The following is a 901-nucleotide window of genomic DNA, read 5'->3' as shown; positions in this document are numbered from 1 at the left end:
GGAAATGCAGAAGTGGGCAGGTGCCGGTAAGGAAGCCACTGCGGCTAATCCGGGCTACCAGACCACGACTGTCAGTAACGTCGAGCGTTATGACGTGTTCCCAATGCTCGTTGTCGGCGCTGAAAGCTTCTCGACCATTGGTTTCCAGACTGATGGTGAAGTCTTCAAGTTCGACATTCTTACCAAGATGCCGGGCAAGGAAACTGCTGACCGTAACGATCCTTACGGCGAAACGGGCTTCTCGTCCATCAAGTGGTACTACGGCTTCCTCGCCAAGCGCACTGAGCGTCTGGCACTCGTGAAGACCGTCGCACCGATCTAAGATGTAATATGGGATGGGGGAGCTAGTCTCCCCCTGCCTGTATTACCCAACTAAGGTATACAAGTAATATGTCGGATAAACTCTTTGCGAATATCGCTCCTGCTGCTCCTGAGAAGGAAAAGCCTGCTGCCAAGCCAGCAACCGCTGCAACGACGAAGGACAAAGTGGATGCTGCCAAGGAAGCTCCGGCTAAGAAGCCCGAAGCCCCGAAGGCTGCTGAACCAGAAGTGAAGGAAGCTCCGAAAGCTGCTTCTGCTCCTGTGGTTCCTACTGAAGAAATTCCGTCTGCTCCTGAAGAAACCGATGATGTTGAAACCCCCAAGGTGGACAAGCTTACCATCATGAAGGGCCGTGCTGACATCATGGGTATCGCGTACAAGCCGGACGTTACGGCAGATTACCTCGAAGCTCTCATCGATATGAAGCTTGCTGAAGGCTCTGACAAACCGGCTACTCCGGTCGCTGCAACGCCTGCTGCCACTGTTTCTGGTGATGCTCCGAAGAAATCACTTCGTCAGCACATCATCGAAGAAAACATGAAGCTGGTACGCATACGCCTTATAAATCTTGATCAGAAAG

Annotated in this window: 1 protein-coding gene and 1 pseudogene; both read left to right on the top strand. The window is 52.5% G+C overall.

The window, feature by feature from the left end; genetic code table 11:
- The coding region (locus RMT89_RS40380) for a N4-gp56 family major capsid protein (protein WP_315888728.1) at nucleotides 1-322 on the top strand (322 nt) is incomplete at its 5' end.
- 68 nt (nucleotides 323-390) lie between these two features.
- Nucleotides 391-901 (top strand): annotated as a pseudogene (locus RMT89_RS40375) (hypothetical protein); the annotation flags it as partial.

The sequence above is a fragment of the Streptomyces sp. P17 genome (genome assembly GCF_032436805.1).
Lineage (GTDB): Bacteria > Actinomycetota > Actinomycetes > Streptomycetales > Streptomycetaceae > Streptomyces.
Note: the sequence above shows the minus strand (reverse complement) of the source record. Positions and strands in the feature narration are given on the sequence as shown.